This is a genomic window from Mycobacterium sp. SVM_VP21 (genome assembly GCA_024758765.1).
In the GTDB taxonomy this organism is placed as follows: domain Bacteria; phylum Actinomycetota; class Actinomycetes; order Mycobacteriales; family Mycobacteriaceae; genus Mycobacterium; species Mycobacterium heraklionense_C.
This window is the reverse complement of sequence record CP101406.1, coordinates 3,040,436-3,061,782: the sequence shown is the minus strand read 5'-3', so window position 1 is coordinate 3,061,782 and position 21,347 is coordinate 3,040,436. Positions and strand designations below refer to the sequence as shown.

Annotated in this window: 16 protein-coding genes and 1 pseudogene; 8 read left to right on the top strand and 9 right to left on the bottom strand. The window is 69.2% G+C overall.

The annotated features are described in order from the left end of the window. Nucleotides 1–38: 38 nt before the first annotated feature. Entirely contained in the window at nt 39–1,997 is a 1,959-nt protein-coding gene (locus NM962_14120) for a hypothetical protein (protein UVO11132.1), read from the bottom strand. A 161-nt stretch (nt 1,998–2,158) separates the two neighbouring features. On the opposite strand from NM962_14120, the gene NM962_14115 reads away from it, so the two are divergent. The 6 genes from NM962_14115 to NM962_14090 all read left to right on the top strand — a co-directional run bounded on the left by NM962_14115 (nt 2,159) and on the right by NM962_14090 (nt 7,242). Next, nucleotides 2,159–3,049: a helix-turn-helix domain-containing protein gene (locus tag NM962_14115; GenBank protein UVO11131.1), complete on the top strand. Its 891-nt coding sequence runs from the start codon at nt 2,159–2,161 to the stop codon at nt 3,047–3,049. Nucleotides 3,050–3,141: 92 nt separating this feature from the next. Beyond that, nucleotides 3,142–4,029, top strand: a complete 888-nt coding sequence (cynR, locus tag NM962_14110) for a transcriptional regulator CynR (protein ID UVO11130.1) — start codon at nt 3,142–3,144, stop codon at nt 4,027–4,029. 98 nt (nt 4,030–4,127) lie between these two features. Further along, nucleotides 4,128–4,646 carry a nucleoside deaminase gene (locus NM962_14105; GenBank protein ID UVO11129.1) on the top strand — a complete coding sequence of 173 codons (519 nt, stop codon included), beginning with the start codon at nt 4,128–4,130 and terminating at the stop codon, nt 4,644–4,646. Nucleotides 4,647–4,866: 220 nt separating this feature from the next. After that, nucleotides 4,867–5,304, top strand: coding sequence for a MarR family transcriptional regulator (locus NM962_14100; GenBank protein UVO14732.1), 438 nt, complete (start codon nt 4,867–4,869; stop codon nt 5,302–5,304). Nucleotides 5,305–5,370: 66 nt separating this feature from the next. Further along, nucleotides 5,371–6,189: a uracil-DNA glycosylase gene (locus tag NM962_14095; protein UVO11128.1), complete on the top strand. Its 819-nt coding sequence runs from the start codon at nt 5,371–5,373 to the stop codon at nt 6,187–6,189. A gap of 21 nt (nt 6,190–6,210) precedes the next feature. Beyond that, nucleotides 6,211–7,242, top strand: coding sequence for an LLM class flavin-dependent oxidoreductase (locus NM962_14090; protein ID UVO11127.1), 1,032 nt, complete (start codon nt 6,211–6,213; stop codon nt 7,240–7,242). A 70-nt stretch (nt 7,243–7,312) separates the two neighbouring features. On the opposite strand, the pseudogene NM962_14085 reads toward NM962_14090, so the two are convergent. The 4 genes and pseudogenes from NM962_14085 to NM962_14070 form a co-directional block, all read right to left on the bottom strand. After that, nucleotides 7,313–11,989: pseudogene (locus NM962_14085) on the bottom strand (PecA family PE domain-processing aspartic protease). Nucleotides 11,990–12,121: 132 nt separating this feature from the next. Next, entirely contained in the window at nt 12,122–12,577 is a 456-nt protein-coding gene (locus NM962_14080; protein ID UVO11126.1) for a nitroreductase family deazaflavin-dependent oxidoreductase, read from the bottom strand. 17 nt (nt 12,578–12,594) lie between these two features. Continuing rightward, nucleotides 12,595–13,020, bottom strand: coding sequence for an HIT family protein (locus tag NM962_14075; protein ID UVO11125.1), 426 nt, complete (start codon nt 13,018–13,020; stop codon nt 12,595–12,597). An 18-nt stretch (nt 13,021–13,038) separates the two neighbouring features. Then, nucleotides 13,039–14,190 (bottom strand): pyridoxal phosphate-dependent aminotransferase, encoded by a 1,152-nt coding sequence (locus NM962_14070; GenBank protein ID UVO11124.1) that lies wholly within the window; start codon nt 14,188–14,190, stop codon nt 13,039–13,041. Nucleotides 14,191–14,222: 32 nt separating this feature from the next. On the opposite strand from NM962_14070, the gene NM962_14065 reads away from it, so the two are divergent. Together NM962_14065 and NM962_14060 are read left to right on the top strand one after the other, a co-directional pair. Continuing rightward, nucleotides 14,223–15,335, top strand: coding sequence for an adenylate/guanylate cyclase domain-containing protein (locus NM962_14065; GenBank protein ID UVO11123.1), 1,113 nt, complete (start codon nt 14,223–14,225; stop codon nt 15,333–15,335). A 98-nt stretch (nt 15,336–15,433) separates the two neighbouring features. Beyond that, complete coding sequence (locus NM962_14060; GenBank protein ID UVO11122.1) at nt 15,434–16,411, top strand: NAD(P)H nitroreductase; 978 nt, start codon at nt 15,434–15,436, stop codon at nt 16,409–16,411. 5 nt (nt 16,412–16,416) lie between these two features. Here the strand turns inward: NM962_14060 and NM962_14055 are convergent, their stop codons facing one another. The 4 genes from NM962_14055 to NM962_14040 form a co-directional block, all read right to left on the bottom strand. Further along, nucleotides 16,417–16,836 carry a type II toxin-antitoxin system VapC family toxin gene (locus NM962_14055; GenBank protein UVO11121.1) on the bottom strand — a complete coding sequence of 140 codons (420 nt, stop codon included), beginning with the start codon at nt 16,834–16,836 and terminating at the stop codon, nt 16,417–16,419. A gap of 3 nt (nt 16,837–16,839) precedes the next feature. Beyond that, nucleotides 16,840–17,103 (bottom strand): type II toxin-antitoxin system prevent-host-death family antitoxin, encoded by a 264-nt coding sequence (locus tag NM962_14050; GenBank protein UVO11120.1) that lies wholly within the window; start codon nt 17,101–17,103, stop codon nt 16,840–16,842. Nucleotides 17,104–17,563: 460 nt separating this feature from the next. Continuing rightward, nucleotides 17,564–19,450 (bottom strand): ABC transporter ATP-binding protein/permease, encoded by a 1,887-nt coding sequence (locus tag NM962_14045; GenBank protein ID UVO11119.1) that lies wholly within the window; start codon nt 19,448–19,450, stop codon nt 17,564–17,566. Next, the gene (locus tag NM962_14040; protein ID UVO11118.1) at nt 19,447–21,195 is read right to left on the bottom strand and encodes an ABC transporter ATP-binding protein/permease; all 1,749 of its coding nucleotides are present in this window, start codon (nt 21,193–21,195) and stop codon (nt 19,447–19,449) included. Before NM962_14040 ends, NM962_14045 begins: the two co-directional genes overlap by 4 nt. Nucleotides 21,196–21,347: the final 152 nt, after the last annotated feature.

Sequence of the window (21,347 nt, the reverse complement as noted above, 5' to 3'; positions counted from 1 at the left end):
CGGAGCTGCGGTGCCCGGTCGCGCCGCTACGGATCGACTCAGCTGGCGTTGAACAGCGACGAGAACCACGAGCCCAGGTCCGTGCTGGCGGCCTGTTGGATCAACTCATCCATGTTCGCCCACTGCTGGGCGGCCTGCTCGCTTGCCTCGGTAGGCCAGGCGTTGTTGGCAGTCAGGATCGTGGTGGCGAAGTCGTCGCGAGCATTGAGCAACCCGGCGACGATCCCACCGTTGGGGTCGAACAGGGCGTCGTTGAGCAGTGAGCCGGCCTCGCCGGGCACCAGCAGCGACAGCACTGATTGCGCCGCTGCCAGCTGGAACGGCAGGCTGATATCGCTCCACAGCAGCGGCAGGTTGTTGGCCACCGCGGTCAGGCTGCCGAAGGGATCGCTTGTGATCCCGTGCCAGACGGCATCCCAATTCGGGGTCAGTGCGTCGGTGAACCGCATCGCCAGCGGTGTGGACGGTTCCTCGCCGAAGACCGCCGCGAAATTGTCGCTGCCGATCAGCCCCTTGAGCCCGGAGAACAATATTTCTTGGATCAACCAGGCCGGCTGGGCGCTCATCCGGGACACGTCCAGGCCGTAGTCGTAGGACAGCACCCGCTGCGCCATGTCGGCGGCGTATTCGGCCGGGCTGACGGTCGGGGTGTCCTCGGGCAGGTATTGGGCCACGTCGGCGACCGGCACCACCTGAGTCGTCACCTGCAGGCCCGTCGGGTCGCTTCCGGCCGGGAGGTTCTCGAATCGGGCGAAGATCTCGCCGTTGGCGACACCGCCGGTGTCCAGCCAGTTCGCCACGCCCGGATTGGTGGCGCTGACCACGTAGTAGGTGTAGCCGTCGTCGGCGTGGTAGGCCGTGGTGTTGTTCAGGGTGGTCTGCGACAAGGTGAACGGCAGCGCCGCGCCGTAGACGTTCATCAGCTCGATGCCGTTGTAGGCGGCGTCCACCTCGGGAACCTTCACGATCAGCGCCTCACCGGGGGCCAGGTCGAAATTCCCCGCCGAGACGTCCGCGCTCGGCAGGCCGGTGGGGAACAGGCTCGTTTCGGTGGCCAGCGGGCTCATGGTGTTGGCGGGTTCGTTGACTCCCGCGATCTGGGCGAGCCCCATGTTCTGGGTGTTGAACGGGCCGGCGATCTTGGCGAACGCACTGAACAGTGTGGTCAGCGCGTCGTCGATCGAGGTGATCTTCGGCGGTGTCGTCGGATCGTCGCTGGGAAAGAAGCCGCCCGCGGGGATGGCGAAGAACGGCGGGCAGTCGGCCACGCAGTGGATGCTGATGTTGCTGGGCCCCTTCGCCCAGTCGCCCAGCACGTCGCGGACCAGCAGGGAGGCGGCTCCCTGGATGGTGGCGCTGTCGTCGTCGATGAAGTTGACCGCGCCGCTGGGTGCATTCGGGCCGACGTAGACGGTGAAGGTGCCGTCGGGGTTGACCACCAGGTTGCTGCCCAGTTCCAGGCTCTCCTTGCTGACGGCCTGCGAACCGGTGATCTGCTCGGTGGCGATGGCGAACGCCTCGGTTCCGCCGCCGAGGGTGCCGGTCACCTCGTAGGTCGCGCCCGGCGCCAGGCCGGCGGTCGCGTGGTAGTAGATGTCCGGGGTGAAGAACTGGAAGTACTGCCGGGGGTCGGCGGCGTCACCGGCAATCACCTCGGGCGATTGAAAGAACCAGCCGTCGAACAGCTCGGTGACACGCGAGATTCCGGCCATGAGCAGTTCGTAATTGGTGTCCTGCAGCCCCGTCATCAGCATGGCGACGCCGTCGGGCGTCGCAAACGGCAGCGCTGCGTCGTTGGTCGCTGCCTGCTGCATCACGGCCAGCAGATCGTCGATCGCCTGCTGCACACCCGCCGACACCGATGCCAACGCCACCGGCATCGAGCGAGTCAGGGGCGCCGGTTGGAGCGCGATCCCCGCCGTGCCGGCCACCACGGCCGCCGCCAGTCCGGCGGTCCACCACGCACGGCTGGGGCTTTCAGTACATCGGATGGCCATGGGGCTCCTCTGCGGTCAGGCGTGACAACTATTTGTCACATGAATGACAACTGAAAGTACGATGTGACGGGACGCTACCGCTGGGTGGACGTGCGCACAAGGGTCGGCGCCGACGCCCGTACGATCGGTGATCTTCTACATGGCCAGAGACGAGGAGGGCGATGGACGGGCCCGCCGAGCGAGACGCTGAGAAGCGGCCGGGCTCGCCGCCCACGGATCGGGTGGTCGCCATCGTGGGGCTGTTGGCCGCGCAGACACAGCCCAGTTCGGTCGCCCAGATCGCGGCGCGGCTGGAGTTGAACCGCGCCACCGTGACGTCAATCTTGCTGGCATTGGAGCAGGCGGGATGGGCGTCGCGGCGGGCCGATCGCAGGTACACCCTGGGGTCCGGGCTGATCGGGGTCGCCGAGACGGTGCGGCGGTTGTGGCCGCTGTCGACGCAGGGCGCACACCTGATCGAGCAGATGGCCGAGCGGGCCGGCTGCGGGGCCGGACTGGCCCTGGTGGGGCCGACCGAGTTGAGCTTCTTGACTCTGGTCCGCGGCCGCGGGCGCATCCCGGCCGGAGTGGGTGTGGGGGTGCGGTTGCCACTGATCGCACCTGCGGGCGTCAGCGTGGTCGCCCACCGCGATGCGCAGGCCCAGCAGGAGTGGCTGGCATCGGCGCAAGACGTCGGTCGCGACGTGCTGGACGACGCCTTGGACCAGGTGCGCCACAACGGCGTGGTGGTGTTCGGCCTTGGCGGCCCGGGCTTGGAGGCGCTCGATGTGCTTGCCGAGGTCGTCGAGCTGCTGGCCGAGCATCCACGCCGCACCGCGCTGCGCCAACGGGTCTTCGAGCTGCTGACCGGCGTCAACGGAAACCCCTATACCGCAACGCAACTTGCCGGTAGGCAGCCGCTGTCGGTCAGCTATCTGGCTGCCCCGGTGTTTGAAAAGGGCGTAGCGACTTACGAATTGCAGCTGGGGCCGCTGCGGCGAGACGTGAGCGCCGCCGACCGGGACCGCTACATCGGTGAAATCCGGGCGACCGCAGAGCAACTGTCCTCCTAGTCGCTGCCCGCCGTCCACTGCGGCTGACCATCGGCAATAGCGGCTAGGACGTAACTCGCATCATCGCGATTGATCACGCCTATAGTCGGTCGATGGAGCTGCGCCACATCCGGTATCTGCTGGCGGTGGCCGAGCACGGGAATTTCACCCGCGCGGCCGAGGCGCTGCACATCTCCCAGCCGACGCTGTCGCAGCAGATCAAGCAGCTCGAGCGCGCACTGTCAGTGGAGCTGCTGGATCGTTCCGGTCGCACGGTACGACTGACCGATGCCGGCGAGGCGTATGCGGAGCATGCCCGGCTGGCGCTGCGGGATCTCGATGCCGGTGAACGTGCGGTCCACGATGTGCAGGACCTGTCGCGCGGGCATTTGCGGGTGGCGATGATGCCGACGTTCACCGCATACCTGATCGGTCCGCTGGTGCACCGATTCCACAGCGCACATCCCGGCATCACGCTCTCGATACGGGAGCACACCCAAGACCGCATCGAGGCCGACCTGCTCGCCGACCGGCTGGACCTCGGGATCGCCTTCGCGGGTCCACATGCCGCCGGGATCGATCACACCGCGCTGTTCACCGAGACGCTGACTCTGGTGGTCGGTTCGGGCCACCCCTTTGCGGGGAGAACGACACCACTGCCGGTTGCCCGGCTGGCCCGCGAGCCGCTTTGCCTGCTCAGCACCGAGTTCGCCACCCGGCTACAGATCGACGCTTACTTCGCGGACCGGGGCGTCGCCCCCCGGATCACGGTCGAAGCCAATTCGATCAGCGCGCTGCTGGCGTCGGTGCGCGGCGGCACGCTGACCACCGTGCTGCCCGATGCGATAACCCGTGAACATCGGGATGTGCACGCGGTGCCGCTCGTCCCGCCACTGCCCACCCGAACCGCGGTGGCGCTCGTGCGCGCCACGGCCTACCACTCGGCGGCCGCGCAGGCATTCACCCGGATGCTGGAGGAAATCGCGCACGAAATCGATTGATGACACCTATCACGATCATCGAATATAAGTATTGGACGCTATAGCACCAGGTGGGGCAGCCTGGAAGGCATGCACGCGCAACCTTCCCGGGAGCTGTAGTGGACTTCGCGCAACACACCATTGAGCTTGCTCGTCGCAACGTCGAGGAGGGCGGACGTCCCTTCGCCACCGTCATCGTCAAGGACGGTGCGATCCTGGCGGAAAGCGCGAATCGGGTCGCCCAGACCAACGACCCCACCGCGCATGCGGAGATCCTCGCCATTCGGCAGGCGTGCACGGCGCTGGGCACCGAGCACCTGACCGGCACCACGATCTACGTCCTAGCGTCGCCGTGCCCGATGTGTCTGGGTGCGCTGTACTACTGCTCGCCGGACGAGGTTGTCTTCCTGGCCACCCGCGAGACCTATGAGCCGTACTACGTCGACGACCGAAAGTACTTCGAGCTCAACACCTTCTACGACGAGTTCGCCAAGCCCTGGGATCAGCGGCGGCTGCCCATGCGGGACGACGCACGCGAGGGAGCGGTCGACGTCTATCGGTTGTGGCAGCAGCGCAACGGGCGGACCCTGTCGCGCGCCGGTTTGGTCAATGGTCGAAACCAGCCCCCCGCAATCTAGTTGATATAACAACTATAATTGGCGAATGAGTGTGGGAACGACTGCCGCCGCCAGTGGTCCTATCCTGGCGAAAATACCCAACTGGTGCTGCGGAAATAATGTGCAGAGGTCGACACCTGGAGCCCGTGCCATCTCCTGTCGTACTAGTTATTAGATCAACCATAGAGGGCGGGTTGTTGTGACGGACGAGAACCGATGGCTGAGCGACACCGAGCAACGCATGTGGCGCGCGTATCTGGACAGCACTCGGCTGTTGCTGCGGGAGCTCGAAGTTCAGCTGGTCGCCGACGGTGGGATCACCTTTGCCGATTTCGAGGTACTGGTGCTGTTATCGGAAGCGCAGCACCGCCGGTTGCGGATGGGTGAGTTGACCGAGGCGGCGGTAGCGACCCGTGGCGGGACCGCCGGCGCGGTAAGCCGATTGGCCAGAGCGGGCTGGCTACGCCGCATCGGATGCCAAGAAGACAAGCGCGGATGGTTCGCCGAGCTGACCGAATCCGGGCAGGAGAAATTGGAGTCGGTTTCGGCGGGGCACGTTGACGCATTGCGGCGTAACCTTTTCGACCTGCTCAGCCCGCGTGATGTGGACCTTTTCGCGCACGCCTACACGCAGATCCGAGCCAACTTGTTGGGCTGCTCCAATCCACGTTCCTGCTGAGCAGACACCGCACGCCCGAACCACACCGGACTGGGCAGGGGATCCCAGAGCGTGCACAGTAGACCAATGCTCAACCACCCTCGCACCGGTCAGCCGTTCGACTCCCCGGTGCCGCCCGGGGCCGGGTGGCCCGGCGACCCGGCAACCCCGGACACGCCACCGGCCGCCGACGCCGCGCAAGTGGTGCAGCTGGCCGACCAAGTCGAGTCGATCGACGAACTCGACGCGCTGATCAGCGTCTGCCGGGCCTGCCCGCGGCTGGTGACCTGGCGCGAACAGGTGGCGCTCACCAAGCGAAAGTCCTTCGCCGACCAGCCCTACTGGGGGCGGCCGGTGCCCGGCTGGGGCTCCCCGAAACCCAAGATCGTGATCGTCGGATTGGCCCCAGCCGCCAATGGCGCCAACCGCACCGGAAGGATGTTCACCGGCGACCGGTCCGGCGACCAGCTCTACGCCGCGCTGTACCGGGCCGGCCTGGTCAACCAGCCCACCAGCGTCGACGCTGCAGACGGCCTGCACGCCAACGACATCCGGATCATCGCGCCGGTGCGCTGCGCCCCGCCCGACAACGCTCCGACGACAATCGAGCGCAACACCTGTGCGCCCTGGATCGACTCCGAATGGCAGCTGATCGCGCCCCAGGTGCGGGTAGTGATCGCGTTGGGCGGCTTCGCCTGGCAGATCGCGCTGCGGATCGCCGCCGAGCAGATGCCCAAACCCAAACCGAAGTTCGGCCACGGCGCGGTCGCCGAACTCGGTCCGGCACTGCGGCTGCTGGGCTGCTATCACCCCAGTCAACAGAACATGTTCACCGGTCGGCTGACCCCCGCCATGCTGGACGACATCTTTGCGCAGGCCTCGGGGCTGGCGGGACTATCCGGCTGAGTTCCGGTGTTGCAAAGCAGCGTGCGTCTTTCCGTTCTTGATCTCGTCCCGGTCCGTACCGACCAGTCCACCGCCGACGCGCTGGCGGCGACGGTGCGGCTGGCCCAGACCGCTGACCGACTCGGATTCACCCGATACTGGGTGGCCGAGCACCACAACATGCCCTCGGTGGGGGCCACCAGCCCGCCGGTACTGCTGGCGTACCTCGCCGCGCAGACGTCGCGGGTACGGCTCGGCTCGGGCGGGGTGATGCTGCCCAACCACGCCCCGCTGGCCGTCGCCGAACAGTTCGCGTTGTTGGAGGCCGCCGCACCCGGGCGCATCGACTTGGGGATCGGACGCGCGCCCGGATCCGACCCGGTCACCTCCGTCATGCTGCGCTCCGGCCGTGGCGACGAAGACATAGCCAACTTCCCCGACTATCTCGACCACGTACGGGCGATGATGAGCAGCCGCGGTGTGCAAGTCCAGCTGCGTGACGGCGACTACCTGCTCAAGGCCACCCCGGCCGCCGCCGGCGAGCCGCGGCTGTGGCTGCTGGGATCGAGCATGTACTCGGCGCGGCTGGCCGCGGCCAAGGGGCTGCCCTACGTGTTCGCCCACCACTTCTCCGGTCAGGGCACCGAGGAGGCGCTGGCCTACTACCGCGAGAACTTCACCCCTAGTGAGGTGTGCGCGGCCCCGACGACGTTCCTCACGGTCAACGCATCGGTTGCCGAAACCCGCGACGAGGCAACGGCGTTGATGCTGCCCAACCTGCAGATGATGGCCCGGTTGCGGACCGGGCGACCACTGGGCGCGGTTGATCTGGTCGAGGACGCGCAGGCGGTAGCGGTCTCGGACTCCGAACAACGCATCATCGACAGCGGGTTGCGGCGCGCGGTCGTCGGCACACCGGCCGAAGCGGCCGAGCAGCTCACGGCACTGGCGGAGCAGTTCGCCGTCGACGAGGTGATGATCAACCCGGTGGCCTCGGCGCATCGTGGCACCGACCCGGCCACCGCGCCCGGGCGCGAGCGGACCCTCGAACTACTGGCCAAAGAGCTGCTGTAAAGCCTCAGCGGTTGATGATCGTCGCGCCGAAACCGCTTGGCCGGTAGTCGATGTAGACCGGGTTCACCGAGAACGGGTAGTAGCCGCTGTTGGCTGCCCCGCCCGATGTCACGTACGGGCCGTTGTTCGTGGTGGTGTAGGAGTACAGCAAGGTGCTGCCGTCGGCGTTGTACACCGAGATCACCGTGCCGGCCGGCACCTGCGAACCGACCCCGAGCTGCGGGACCAGGTACTGCGGAATGCTGCCGTACATGCCGCCCGAGTCGAGCGAGGTGGAAACGGCCACCGGGGGACCACCGTTGATCGAGACCATCGTGTCAACGAACGGCGACCCCGGCACGGAGATCTCGGGGGTGAGCGGGTTCGGCCCGAACGTCACCTGGCCGGTCTGCTCGTCGATGAGCACGCCCTGGTTGAGCGCACCGGGCAGCGCCGAGATGATCGTCGAGGTGCCGGCATAGCCGTTGTTGGGTCCGATGCCCAGCACGCCGACGATTCCGTATTGGTTGAAGTAATTCGTCATGAGGGTGTTCGACGCCGGGTCGACGATGTTGACGGCGGTGGGATCGGTGACCAGGCCTGACGTGCAGGCGGTCTTGTCGCAGAAACCCACCGTGGTGTCGTAGGTGTGGTAGCTGTAATTCTGGCCATTCAGGCCGGCGTAGCTGGCGCTGCCGGAGTACACCGAGTTGCCGAGGCCCGTATTGCTGCCCAGGATCGTCAGTCCGGTGGAGCCGGTGTCGATCTGGACCGGTACCGGCGGACCGCCGTTGATCGAGATGTAGACGATCGGGCTGATCCCACCGCTTTGCATGTACAGCGGAATGCTGACGTTCACCGGGCCGTCGGGACCACCCACCGTCCCGTTGCCGGCCGCTCCCGAACCGGTCCCGCCGGCGCCCCCGGCACCGTTCGCGCCGTTGCTACCGACCGTTCCGCCGCTGCCGCCGTCGCCGCCGTCTCCGCCGTCTCCGCCGCGCGCCCCGGCGCCGCCGGCGGCCACACCGCCCGCGGCCCCGCCGTCGCCGCCGTCACCGGCCGCCCCGCCGTGCACGTTCGTCCCGGCCAGCGTGGCGTCGCCACCGTCGCCGCCGTTACCGCCGTGGCCGCCCGCGCCGGCGTTGCCGCCGTTACCCGCCTGCGCGCCCGAACCTCCGGCACCGCCCGTTCCGGCGCTACCGCCGGACCCGCCGTTGCCGCCGTCGCCGCCACTGGAGCCCTGCGCGTAGTAAGTGCCGGTAGCGCTGCCGCCGTTGGCGCCGGCGCCGCCCACACCGCCGTTTCCGCCGGTGCCACCGTTGAACCCGGTATCTCCGATGCCGCCGGACCCGCCGGATCCAGCGGACCCGCCGTTGCCGCCGTTGCCGCCGATCCCAACCGGAGCTTTGTTGATCCCGGGTTGGGCGTTGAATCCGGAACCTGGTGACCCGCCGTTACCGGCCGCACCACCGTTGCCGCCGTTGCCGCCGGCACCGCCGGCACTGTCGTCGCCGGCCCCGCCGATGCCGCCGCCGCCACCTGTGCCGCCGCCACCCCCGGCGCCACCGTTGCCGTTGGTACCGAAGGTGCCGTGCTCATGCAGGGCGACGCTGCCGGTATAGGCCGAGCCGGCCGCACCACCGGTACCGCCGGCACCGCCGTTGCCGCCGTTGAATCCGGTGCCGCCGCCGAGCGCACCGTTGTCACCGAGCCCGCCGTTGCCGCCGACACCACCGGCCCCGCCGTCGCCGCCGCTGCCGTAGGGCACGCTGTTGGCGATGTCCAGCGTGGCGATGCCGTTGCCGCCGCCGTTGCCGCCGGCGCCGCCCACGCCGCCGGCGCCGCCGTTGCCGGTGCCGGACCCATGCGCGCTGACGCTGCTGCCACCGGCCCCGCCGACACCACCCTTGCCGCCATCGCCCCCGGCGCCGGGCAGGGTGGCGCTCGGGGGTAGCTGGCTCTGGTCCAGGCCCCGGCCGCCGTTACCGGCGTTGCCACCGGCCCCGCCCTTTCCGCCGTTGCCGTCGCCGAGCGAATTGCCGCCGGACCCGCCTTTGCCGCCGTTCCCGCCGTCTCCGGCGTTGCCGCCGTTGAGGGCCGCGGTGCCGTTGGCGCCGGTTGCGCCGTTGCCGCCGGCGCCACCGGCCCCGCCGTCACCGTGCAGGCTGCCGATTCCGCCGTTGCCGCCGTTGCCGCCGCTGGCGCCCGGCGTGACGGCGTTGTAGCCGTTGCCTCCGGCGCCGCCGTTCCCGGCGTGTGCGGTCGGTGCCGCCCCGGTCGCCCCGGTGGCCCCGGTCGTCGAACCGGCGCCACCGGCCCCGCCCAGCCCGCCGGCACCCGCGTTGCCGCCGTTGCCGCCGTTGCCACCGTTGATGCTGGCCGCGCTGCCGTTGCCGCCGTTGCCGCCGTCACCGGGATCACCACCGGACCCCCCGGTGCCGCCGTCGCCGCCTACACCTTGCCGGCCCACCGTGCCGTGTGTGGCGGTGCCGCCTGCGCCGCCGGCCCCACCGGACCCACCACGGCCACCGTCGCCGCCGTTTCCGCCGTTCGCGCCGTTGGCGCCCGCCGTGCTGGCATTGGCGGCATCGGTTCCACTGCCGCCGGTTCCGCCAGTGCCGCCCTGGCCGCCGGTACCGCCATCGCCGCCGTCGCCGCCGAGTGTTCCGCCCGCACCGCCGGCGCCTCCCGCGCCGCCGGCGCCACCTATGCCACCGGTACCGCCGGACGCCCCGGAGCCCGATGCATTGCTGCCGTGAGCACCGGTTCCGCCGGCGCCGCCGTTGCCGCCATTACCGCCGTTGCCGTATACGCCACCGCTACCGCCGGTTCCGCCGGCGCCGCCTGAGCCGGAGAGTCCGCTGGCGGCGGCAAAACCCGCGCCGCCGTCGCCACCATCGCCGCCGCTGCGTCCGGCCAATCCGGCCGTGCCGGCCAGACCCGCGGTGCCGCTTCCGGTCAGGCCGCCGGTCCCGGCCGCGCCGCCAGCGCCGCCGGCGCCTGCCGCACCGGCGTTGCCGCCGTTGCCGCCGGCTCCACCGTCGAGGTGAGCGGCCGTGCCGGCCGCTCCGTCTCCGCCGGCGCCACCCACACCGGCCGCGCCACCCTGCCCGCCGGCCCCGCCATTGCCGTTGAGGCCGGCGGTGCCGTGTGCCGAGGCGCCGCCGGCACCACCGTTGCCGCCGGCCCCACCACGGCCACCTTCACCACCGTTACCGCCGTCGGTGCCGTTGGCGCCGGGCGTACTGCCGTCGGCGCCGTCGGACCCGCTGCCGCCGATCCCGCCGGCCCCACCGGTTCCGCCAGTGCCGCCGTTGCCACCATCGCCGCCGAGTGTCCCGCCTGCTCCACCGGCGCCGCCGGCGCCACCGGAACCACCGGTCCCGCCGGCGATATCGATCGCGGGTGCACTATTGCCTTGGCCGCCACTCCCGCCCGCTCCGCCGTTGCCACCGTCGCCGTACAGGCCGCCGTTACCGCCGCTACCGCCGTTGCCACCTGAGCCGGCGACCCCGCTGGCGGTGGCAAAGCCGGCCCCGCCGTCGCCGCCGTTGCCGCCGCTGCGTCCGGCCAGCCCGACTGCGCCGGCCAGACCCGCGGTGCCGCTGCCGGTCAGGCCACCGGTCCCGGCCGCCCCGCCGGCCCCGCCGCTTCCTGCTGCACCGGCGTTGCCGCCGTTGCCGCCGGCGCCGCCGTCCAGGTGGGTGGCCGTGCCCGCCGCACCGGTCCCGCCGGTACCGCCCACACCGGCCGCGCCGCCTCGACCGCCGGCGCCACCATCGCCGTTCGCGCCCGCGGTGCCGTGAGCCGAGGCGCCACCGGCCCCGCCGTTGCCGCCCTGGCCGCCGATTCCGCCGTATCCGCCGTCGCTCCCGTTGCCTCCGGTGCCGCCGTTGATGGCGAAATCTCCGGTGTGGCCATCGGTACCGGCTCCGCCGTTGCCGCCCGCTCCGCCGGCCCCGCCGTTGCCGCCCCGGCCGCCGTCACCGAACAGCAGTGACAGGCTTGCGCCGCCGGCGCCTCCGACGCCACCCGTGCCGCCGGTGCCGCCTACGGCCCCAGTCGCCCCGGTGCCGCCGATTCCGCCCGCGCCCCCGGCGCCGCCGTTACCGAAGTACCAGGCCACGGCGTTGCCGCCGGCCCCGCCGGCCCCACCGATGTCGCCGTACCCGGCGGCGCCACCGTCTCCACCGACGCCACCATTGCCCATGAACCAACCACCGGCACCGCCGATTCCGCCGGCCGCGCCGGTCCCGCCGTCACCGCCGGCGCCGCCGTCGCCGAACATTCCGGCCGCCCCACCGTTGCCGCCGATGTACCCGTCCAGGTTCTGGTCGTATCCGGCGCCGCCATCACCGAACAACAGGCCACCGGCTCCGCCGTTGGGGTTGTCCACCGTGCCGGCGACGCCGTTGCCGATCAGGTCTTGGCCGAACAACAACTGTGGCAAGGGGTTGATGAAGGTGTTGTCGATCCATGCCCCGAAGTCACTGGTGATCCAGGCCTGAATCGGGGTGTGCAGCGCGGTATAGAGGTCCAGACCGAGCAGTGTCGAGGCATCGGCCGAATCCGGGATGCTCGCCATGCCCGCAGCGGGCGTGAAAAGCTCGACCAGCCAGTCCAGATCCATCGAGTCGGCCTGGGCCGGCGGTGCTGCGGCGAGCGGACCCCATCCGAAAGCCCCGATGGTCCCAGCGGCTAGGAAGGACCTGATCGTCGCGCGTGCCGCCCGCGGTCGGCCCGACTGCGGATTGGATCGGCGACTCATGGCCCCCACCTTGTCTGTCGAGGGCGAACCCCACGGGCACGCGCTAGAACCATGCGTGATTCCCGCCAAAGTACTAGCTAAGTGTTTCCTGAGCAACGCGAGCGAGATGTTAACGGCAGGAAATGTCGCTGGTCAGGTGGACGGCTCGGGAGTGAGTACCACGATGGGGATCGGTCGGGATGTCCGGCGTTGGTAGGCCTCGTACCGATGGGCATTGTTGGCGTTGACGATTCGCCACAGCCGGGCATAGTCCGGGTCATCGGGCAGCACCGGCTGCGCGGTGGCCCGTAGACGCTTCGGCCCGACGTTGATTTCCACGTCCGGGTTGGCTTTGAGGTTGTGGTACCAGCCGGGGGAGCGGGGCGCGCCGCCCAGCGACGCGACGATCAGGTACCTGTCGCCGTCGCGTGCGTAGGTCAGCGTCGAGGTGCGTGCCTGGCCGGTTTTCGCCCCGACGGTGTGCAGCAACAGGTTGGGCGGCAGGCCCGGGAGTTTGTGTCCGATCCAGCCGTTTGTCTGTTGGTAGATCAGGTTGTGCAGGCTGAGCGCTCGGACGCCCACCTTTTCGATCGGGGATAGATGGTCCATGCTCTCGAGTCTGCCCGTCAGCTGCCGCTGCCCGCCAGCGCTGCCCGCAGGATCTCCCCGGTGCTCTCGCGGTCCGGATCACGGCGCACCAGCAGGCCTTTGGCGAACGACAGCTTGTCTCCGTCGCGGCGGGGGACCACATGCAGGTGGATGTGGAACACGCTCTGAAAGGCTGCCCGGCCGTCGTTGATCGCCAGATTGTTGCCGTCGGCGTGCAGCCCGGAGCTGCGTGCGGCCTGGGCGATCCGCTGCCCGACGGTGAGCATGCCGGCCAGAGTGGCCGCCGGAGTGTCGGTCAGGTCCACGAAGTGCTGCTTCGGGATCACCAGGGTGTGGCCGCGGGTGAACGGCCGGATGTCGAGAAACGCCAGGTAGTCGTCGTCTTCGAAAACCCGCACCGCCGGCGCGTCACCGGCGACTACGGCACAGAACACGCAGGACATGCCCGCCACGGTAATGCGTCAAGTCAGCGCAGCGGCTATCGCCTCGATCGCCCGGTCCAGGATGGCCCGGGTGGTGGCGAAGTTCAGTCGCGCGAAGCCCCGGCCGCCACCGAACGGGATGCCCGGGCTCAGCGCCACCCGCGCGTCGGCCAGCAGGATCTCGGCCGGTTCGACGGGCAGTCCCAGCGCCCGGAAGTCGAGCCAGGCCAGGTAGGTGGCTTCGGGGTGGCTGACCCGCAGGCCCGGCACCGCTGCGGGCAGCGCTTGGCTCAGGTGGTCGCGGTTGGCCCGTAGGTAGGGCAGCAGCGCGTCCAGCCACGGTCCGCCGTGTGTGTAGGCGGCCAGGTTGGCGCTGATACCGACGGTGGCGGCGCCCATGGTGTGCAGCATGTTGATCCTGCGCCACGCCGCCAAGTCGCGCGGATTGGACAGGATCACCTGGGCGCACATCAGCCCGGGCAGGTTCCAGCCTTTGGAGGCCGACATCAGCGTGATGACGGTGTCGGCGGCGGCCGGCGACACCGCGGCGGCCGCGACGTGGGGCCGGTCGTAGACCAGCGGGGCGTGGATCTCGTCGGCGATCACCCGGGCGCCGTGGCGTGCGGCGATGTCCACGATCGCACTGAGCTCCTCGGCGGTGAAGGCGGTGCCCAGCGGGTTGTTGGGGTTGCACAGGATCAGCGACCCGGCCCCGGCGGCGAACGCGGCGTCCAGGGCATCCAGGTCCATCAGGTAGCGGCCCGAGTCCTGCTGTGTCATCGGGATTTCGATGCGTTGGCGCCCGGTGACGGTCAACAGGTCGAAGAACGGCATGTAGGCCGGCACCGGCAGCACCACCGGGCTCTCCGGGCGGGTGAGGAACTCGATCACCACTTCCATGCCCTTGAGGACGTCGGGCACCACCCGCACCCATTCCGGCTGAACGGGCCAGCCGTAGCGGTGCAGGCACCACTGCGAAAGTGCGGTGGGCAACGCGTCGGAGCTCAACGCCGGATAGCCGAACTCCTCGTTGGCCACGCAGGCACGCACCCCGTCGAGCACCGCGGGCGCGGTGGGGAAGTCCATCTCGGCGATCCACAGCGCCAACACGTCGGGGGCGAAGTGATTCCACTTGATGGTGTTGCGGGCACGGAGTTGTTCGGGGGTCAGCGCATCGAAGACTTCAGGCACCCCGTCAGTCTGCCGCGAGATACGTTTGCGGCGTGGCTGACCCCGAAATCGAGGACTTGCTGGCCGGGCTGGAGGGCACGGCGCGTGCCGAGCGAGCCGAACTGATCGAATGGCTGCTGGGGCAGGGCATCACCGCCGAGGAGATCCGCGGGAACGTCTCACCGATGCTGCTGGCGTCGCGACGACTGGTCGGCGACGACGGCACCTACGTCTCGGCGCGTGAGATCAGTGAATCCACCGGCGTGGACCTCGAACAGTTGCAGCGTCTGCAGCGTGCGATAGGGCTGCCCTGGATGGACGATCCGGACGCTCCGGTGCAGATGCGTGCCGACGCCAGCATCGCCATGCACGCGCGTCGCTTCGTCGATGCCGGTATCGATGCCGAGCAGGCGCTGCAAACCGCTCGGCTGTTGGCCGATGGTTTGGCGCACACCGCGGAATTCATGCGCTTCACGGTGTTGTCCGCGATCGGCGAACCGGGCGTCACCGAGCTGCAGATCGCCCAGCGGTCGCGGGACTTGGTGGCCGGGCTGGCGCCGATGTTGGGTCCGTTCGTCCAGGACATGCTGATGGTGCAGTTGCGCCATCAGCTCGACATCGACGCCGTCACCGCCGGCGAGCGCATGGCGGGCGCACCGCTGCCGGGAGCGCGCCAGATCAGCGTGGCGTTCGCCGACCTGGTCGGCTTCACCCGGCTCGGGGAGATGGTGCCGCCCGAGGACCTGGTGCAGCTCGCCGAGCGATTGACCGTGCTGGGCCACGAGATCGCGGTTCCGCCGGTGCGATTCATCAAGACCATCGGCGACGCGGTGATGTTCGTCTGCCCGGAGCCGGCGCCGCTGGTCGACGCGGTGCTTCGGCTGGTTGAGGCGGCTCAGGCCGACGACACCTTGCCCCGGCTGCGTGCCGGTGTCGCTTCCGGTGAGGCGGTGAGCCGGGTCGGGGACTGGTTCGGCAGCCCGGTCAACACCGCGAGCCGGATAACCGGGGTCGCCCGGCCGGGCACGGTGCTAGTCGCTGAACCGGTGCGGGTGGCGTTGACCGAATCTGACGCTTTCCAATGGTCGTTCGCCGGCGGACGTCACCTCAAGGGCATCAAGAGCGAGGTGAATCTGTTCCGGGTCCGGCGCCGCGCCGACGACTGACGCGGGGTCCAACGCCGACCGGCCGGTGACCAACGGCCCCTGTTGCGTCTGGGAGCCGGCTGGGAACCTGAAGGCGACAGACCCGTTGGAGGTGGCTGATGCTGGACACGACCGTGGATTACGAGGTCCTCACCGAGGCGGTGCAGCTGGCTTGCCGGGCGCCGTCGCTGCACAACAGCCAGCCATGGCGATGGGTGGCCGAAGGGGGCCGGCTGGACCTGTATCTGGATCCGACTCGCGCCGTGCACGGCGACCAGTCGGCGCGGGAAGCGTTGATCAGTTGCGGCGCCGTGCTGGATCACCTGCGGGTCGCGATGGCCGCGGCCGGCTGGACCGCCGAGGTCGAGCGCTTCCCGGATGCCGCGCAGCCCGAGCACCTGGCCTCGATCGGTTTCACGGCCGCAGAACGAGTCACGAATCTGGACCGCTTTCGCGCCGGCGCGATCCTGTCGCGGCACACCGATCGACTGCCGTTCATGGCGCCGAGCAATTGGGAGCCTTTCGCCACGGTGCTGTACGACTCGGTGACCGGCCCGGTGCGGCTGAGCGTGCTCGCCGACGAGCTGCGCTCCAAGCTTGCCGAGGCCTCTCAGCTCACCGAGGCGCTGCGTCTCTACGACTCGTCGTATCACGCTGAACTCGGCTGGTGGACAGCGCCATTCGAGGTTACCGACGGGATTCCGGAGAGTGCGCTGGTCTCGGCGGCCGAAAGCGACCGGGTGGACATCGGGCGGACCTTCCCGGTCACCCACAACCGGGAGCGACGCGTCGAGGTCGGCGACGATCATTCGAAGATCGTGCTGTTGTCGACCGCCAGCGACGAGCCGGGCGATGCACTGGCCTGCGGCGAGGCGCTCTCGACGGTGCTGCTGGAATGCACGATGGCGGGTTTGGCGACCTGTCCGGTAACGCATTTGACCGAGGTGCCCGCAGGCCGGGCGCTGCTCGCCGGACTGGTCGGCGGCGACGGACTGCCGCAGGTGCTGGTGCGCGTCGGTGGCGCGCCGGCGCTGGAGAAGCCGCCGGTGCCGACTCCGCGGCGGCCGCTGGCCGATGTGCTGCATTTAAAGCTCTGACGGGGCTATTGACTCGGCGCCAGCCTTGCGGCGGTCTCTCGGCCGGCAGCGCGTAGCCGCTGGTCCCATACGGCGAACACGGCACCGTCGATAGCGAGAACACTGGCAAGGTGGACCGCGTCGGCGCCACGCAGCGCATGCGTCGCGGCCAAATCGCCGGCTTGGTGGGCAATGTCCTCGGTCAGCTCCACCGCCCGGGTGGCTGCCCAAAACTCTTCCCACATCGACTGGGCTTGGAGTTGCTCGTCGGCGCCTAAGCGACGCGCACGGCCGGCGGCCGCCAGTGCCGCGAGCACCTCGGGATATGCCAAACGGGATGAGACCGCGGCATCGCAGCCGTCCCATAGCGCTGCCGCGACATCGCTGCCCTCCTCATCGATCAGGAGTTTGACGAAAGCGCTGCTGTCGAAGTACACGATCGCCATGGGTCAGCGACGTTGCTCAGTCACCAAATCCGACACCGACCCTCGAGCATGCACCCGTGGTGCCCGGCTGGCGCTAGGACGGGAAGCCGCACGCGGTCGGCTCAGGATGCCTTGTCGGGTCAATTGCTCCAGCAACGGTGCGGTGTCTACCGGCACCAGGCGAACTACCGGCGTTCCCCGATCAGTGACGACGACTTCCTCGCCGGCGCGAACTCGTTCGATCCAGTCCGCCAGCTCGGCCCGCAACGTACTCACCGAGACGTCCATGACGAAATAGTACAAGCTGGGGTGCTCTATTTGTACATAACCGGGCGCGAACGTTGACGCCGAGCGCAGTGGCGGCCCGGGGCATTAGGAGAGTTGCCCGGCTTTGAGCGACAACCGCCGGTGCGCGAGCCCCCATGCCGCGGAACGAGCCGCGGTGCCGCGGAACGAGCCGCGGTGCCGTAGAACGAGCCGCGGTGCCGTAGAAGGAGCCGCGGTGCCGTGGAACGACTCCCGTTGCCATTTGTCGCGCAAAGCCGGGCAACTCTTCACATGGTTCTGGATTTGGCCGCCAGCGGAAAATTAGGGCAGGCCCGGCTGACAAACTGGGAGCGTCTACACTTCCTGCGCGGCTGGCTTTCACCCATTGGTCCAGCTCTTCGGATCGGTCATGTCCGGGCCTGCTTCGCAGTCGAATTTACGCCGCTGGCCAGCGCTGGGCAATGGTTGATTTCGGCCGAATTCAGCTGCCCTCGGCCATGGCCCAGTAGGCCCCGCGGCGGGCCAGCAGTTCAACATGGGTGCCTTGCTCGACGATCCGGCCGGCCTGCATCACCAGGATCAGGTCCGCGTCGCGGATCGTCGAAAGCCGGTGGGCGATAATGAAACTGGTGCGTCCCCGGCGCAGCTCCCGCATGGCCCGCTGGATCAGCAGTTCGGTGCGGGTGTCCACTGAACTGGTGGCCTCGTCGAGGATCAGTAGTTGCGGCTGGGCCAGGAATGCCCGGGCGATGGTGATCAGCTGTTTCTCGCCGGCGCTGATGGCCCCGCCGTCGTCGTTGACCCGGGTGTCATAGCCGTCCGGCAAGGTCCGCACGAAGGGGTCGACATGCGCGGCGCGGGCCGCCTCAATGATCTCGTCCTCGGTGGCGCCGGGCCGGCCGTAGCCGATGTTCTCGGCGATCGTTCCGGTGAACAGCCAGGTGTCCTGCAGCACCGTGCCAATTGACGAACGCAGTGCGCCGCGGTCTACGGCTGTGATGTCGGTGCCGTCGATCAGGATCTGTCCGCGGTCCACGTCGTAGAACCGCATCAGCAGGTTGACCAGGGTGGTCTTGCCGGCCCCGGTTGGGCCGACGATGGCCACCGTGCTGCCCGCTGCCACGCTCAGTGACAGGTCCTCGATCACCGGCGCGCCGGGCCGGTAGCCGAAGCTGACCTCGCGGAACTCGACCCGGCCGCGCGGGCCGGCAAGGTCGCCCCACAGCGGCGTCGACGGAGCCGGGGGTTCTTCGGGTTCGTCGAGGAAGGCAAACACCCGTTCGGCGCTCGCGGCACCGGACTGCAGGGCGTTGAACATCGAGGCCAGATTGCCCAGCGGCTGGTTGAACTGGCGGACGTAGGCGATGAATGCCTGGACGCTGCCCAGCGTGATCTGTCCGGTGGCCACCTGGATTCCGCCGACCACCGCGACCGCGACGTAGCCGAGGTTGGCGATCAGCCCGGTCGCCGGCCCGATCAGACCGGAGAAGAATTGCGCGCCGAACCCGGCCCGATACAACTTGTCGTTGCAGTCGTCGAACCGTTGTTGTGCCCAGTCGCGGTGGCCGAAGGTGCGCACCAGGGTGAAGCCGCTGTAGGTCTCCTCCAGATGGGCGCCCAGCTGCCCGGTGGCCGCCCACTGCGCGGCAAACAATCGCTGGGAGCGCTGGGTGATCGACCGTACTGCCAGCAGTGTGACCGGGACACCGGCCACGGTGATCAGGGCCAGCAGCGGCGAGATGGACAGCATCATGGCCAGCACCACCAGCACGGTCAGCACCGAGGAGAACAGGTGACTGACCGTCATCGACACCGATGTCGCGGTGTTGTCGACATCGTTGGTGACCCGGCTCAAGAGTTCCCCGCGCCGCTGAGTGTCGAAGTACCGCAGCGGCAGCCGGTGCAGCTTGTCTTCGACGTCGCGGCGCAGCGCCCGCATGGTGCGCTGCAGGATCACGTTGAGCAACCGTGCCTGCGTCCAGACCATCAGCGCCGCAACCAGATACAGGCCCATCGCCAGCGCCAGTGTGCGCGCCACCGCGGCGAAGTCGATACCCGTGCCCGGTACCACGTCCATGCGCGACAGCATCTCGGCGTAGGTGCCCCGGCCGGCGGCGCGGGCGTCCTCGAGGGCCTGCTGCTTGGTGATGCCCGCCGGCAGGCCGCGGCCGATGATGCCGTTGAACACCAGATCGGTGGCATGACCGAGAATTCGCGGTCCGGCCACACCGAGCGCGATACCGCCCAGCGACAGGCTGATGACCGCTGCGACCAGCCGGCGCTGCGGTCCCATCTGGCGGGCCAGGCGCAGCGCGGTCGGCCAGAAGTGCGCGGCCCGTACCGTCGGCGCCGCCACGGGTGCGGTCACTGGCCACCGACCCCGGCAGTCACCGACTGGGATTCGGCGAACTCGGCATAGGTGGGGCAGTCGGCCAGCAGCTGCTGGTGGGTTCCGGTGCCGACCACCCTGCCGTCGTCGAGGACGATCACCTGATCGGCCTGGGTGACGGTCGAGATTCGCTGCGCCACGATGATCACTGTCGCCTCGGCTGCCACCTCGCGCAGGGCGGCACGCACCCGGGCGTCGGTGCCGGTGTCCAGGGCGGAGAACGCGTCGTCGAACAGATAGATCGCGGGCCTCCGGATTACCGCCCGGGCGATCGCCAGCCGTTGCCGCTGTCCGCCGGACAGGTTGATCCCGCCCTGGGCCACCGGCATCGCCAGCCCATCGGGGTGGGCCGCCACGAAGTCGTCGGCGGCGGCCACCCGCAGTGCCGCCCACATCTGCTCGTCGCTGACGGTTGCCCCCGCCGGGGCGCCGTAGCGCAGGTTGTCGGCGACGGTGCCGGAGAACAGATAGCCGCGCTGGGGCACCAGCCCGAGGCCCGACCACAGCTCCTCGGGGTCGCGGTCGCGTACGTCCACTCCGTCGATGAGCACCGCCCCGTCGGTCGCGTCGCGCAACCGGCAGATCAGCGACACCAGGGTGGTCTTGCCTGATCCGGTGGAGCCGACCACCGCGGTGGTGGTGCCGGGCAGCGCGGTCAAGGACACGCCGGACAGCACCGAGCGGTCGGCACCGGGGTAGCGGAAGCCGACACCATCAAGCCGGATCTCGCCGGTGCGCGACGACGGTGACACCGGCTGGGCCGGGGGCCCGATGGTCGGTTCGGTGGACAGCACCGCGGTGATCCGTTCGGCGCAGACCGCGGCGCGCGGCAGGATCGCCAGCACCATGGTGGCCATCAGCACGGCCATCAGGATTTGCATGAAGTAGGAGAGGAACGCGATCAGCGACCCGATCTGCATCTGTCCGGCATCGATGCGCAGCGCGCCGAACCAGATCAGCGCGACGCTGGAGGCGTTGATGATCAGCGTGGTGGTCGGCAGCATCAGGACCTGCAGGTTCCCGACGGTCAGTGAGGCGTCCGACAGGGCCGTGTTGGCCTGGGCGAACCGGTCTTTCTCGAACGGCTCGCGGGCGAAGGCGCGGATCACCCGGATGCCGGTGAGCTGGTCGCGCAGCACCCGGTTGATGTTGTCGATCAGCATCTGCATGCGGCGGAACAGGGGCAGCATGCGCGACACGATCAGGTAGTTGGCCAGCGCCAGCAACGGCACGCTGACGGCCAGCAGCCAGGCCAGTCCCGCGTCCTGGTGCACCGCCATCAGCACCCCACCGATGCACATGATCGGCGCGGTGACCAGCGTGCTGGCGCCCAGCTGCACCACCAGCTGGATCTGGCGGACGTCGTTGGTGGTGCGGGTCAACAGGGTTGGCGCCCCGAACCGGGTGGTTTCGCGTTCGGAGAATCGGATCACCTGGGCGAACACCGCCCGGCGCAGATCGCGCCCGAAGCCCGTTCCGGTACGCGCGCCGAAGTAGACCGCGGCGATGGCGCACAGCATCTGCAGGCCGGTGACGCCGAGCATCACCGCACCGAGCCGAATGATGATCGCGGTGTCACCGCGGACCACGCCGTCGTCGATGATCGTGGCGTTGACGGTCGGCAGGTACAGCGAAGCCAGCGTGCTGATCAGTTGCAGGGCCATCACCGCAGCGACCGGCCAGCGGTAGGGCCTGAGGTAGCAGCGCAGCAGCGCCAGAAGCATGGGGCTACTGTCGCATACCCGTGCTGCGGCGGCGTTGCTGTGGCGCTATGCGGCGACACAAACCGACTGGTCACCGCTGTGTCGTGGTTGACGGGCGGCGGTGCCGCTACAGTGCATCGTGTGCGGCTCAAACTGACGGTCCCGGCCCTGGC

Coding starts and splice junctions, on each gene's coding strand:
- NM962_14120 (UVO11132.1), bottom strand. CDS start 1,997: ATGGCCATCCGATGTACTGAAAGCCCCAGCCGTGCGTGGTGGACCGCC.
- NM962_14115 (UVO11131.1), top strand. CDS start 2,159: ATGGACGGGCCCGCCGAGCGAGACGCTGAGAAGCGGCCGGGCTCGCCG.
- cynR (UVO11130.1), top strand. CDS start 3,142: ATGGAGCTGCGCCACATCCGGTATCTGCTGGCGGTGGCCGAGCACGGG.
- NM962_14100 (UVO14732.1), top strand. CDS start 4,867: ATGTGGCGCGCGTATCTGGACAGCACTCGGCTGTTGCTGCGGGAGCTC.
- NM962_14095 (UVO11128.1), top strand. CDS start 5,371: ATGCTCAACCACCCTCGCACCGGTCAGCCGTTCGACTCCCCGGTGCCG.
- NM962_14080 (UVO11126.1), bottom strand. CDS start 12,577: ATGGACCATCTATCCCCGATCGAAAAGGTGGGCGTCCGAGCGCTCAGC.
- NM962_14075 (UVO11125.1), bottom strand. CDS start 13,020: ATGTCCTGCGTGTTCTGTGCCGTAGTCGCCGGTGACGCGCCGGCGGTG.
- NM962_14060 (UVO11122.1), top strand. CDS start 15,434: ATGCTGGACACGACCGTGGATTACGAGGTCCTCACCGAGGCGGTGCAG.
- NM962_14055 (UVO11121.1), bottom strand. CDS start 16,836: ATGGCGATCGTGTACTTCGACAGCAGCGCTTTCGTCAAACTCCTGATC.
- NM962_14050 (UVO11120.1), bottom strand. CDS start 17,103: ATGGACGTCTCGGTGAGTACGTTGCGGGCCGAGCTGGCGGACTGGATC.
- NM962_14040 (UVO11118.1), bottom strand. CDS start 21,195: ATGCTTCTGGCGCTGCTGCGCTGCTACCTCAGGCCCTACCGCTGGCCG.